Source organism: Escherichia sp. AM3 (assembly GCF_032029835.1).
Lineage (GTDB): Bacteria > Pseudomonadota > Gammaproteobacteria > Enterobacterales > Enterobacteriaceae > Escherichia > Escherichia coli.
This window is the reverse complement of record NZ_JAVUPQ010000853.1, coordinates 1-291: the sequence shown is the minus strand read 5'-3', so window position 1 is coordinate 291 and position 291 is coordinate 1. Positions and strand designations below refer to the sequence as shown.

The window sequence follows — 291 nt, the reverse complement described above, 5'->3', positions numbered from 1 at the left end:
ACGTAAACCATGTCAGGCTCATGATCGCCTTTAAAGGGCGTTGGAACTGCAATCAGGTACGCATCGGCTTCTACCGGCGTGGTGCTGGCGCGCAGGAAGCCACCGTCCACCGCCTTTTTCACCACGCGATCGAGATCGGGCTCCACGATATGAATTTCGCCACGGTTGATGGTTTCCACCGCGTGCGCGTTGATATCTACGCCAACGACCTGCTTTTGACGAGAGGCAAAGGCCGCCGCAGTAGGCAGCCCGATATAGCCAAGACCAACAACAGAGATGGTAGTAAAACTC

General features: G+C 55.7%; 1 pseudogene. It reads right to left on the bottom strand.

Going from position 1 to position 291, the window contains the following annotated elements:
• Positions 1-291 (bottom strand): annotated as a pseudogene (gene wecC / locus RTW80_RS28695) (UDP-N-acetyl-D-mannosamine dehydrogenase); the annotation flags it as partial.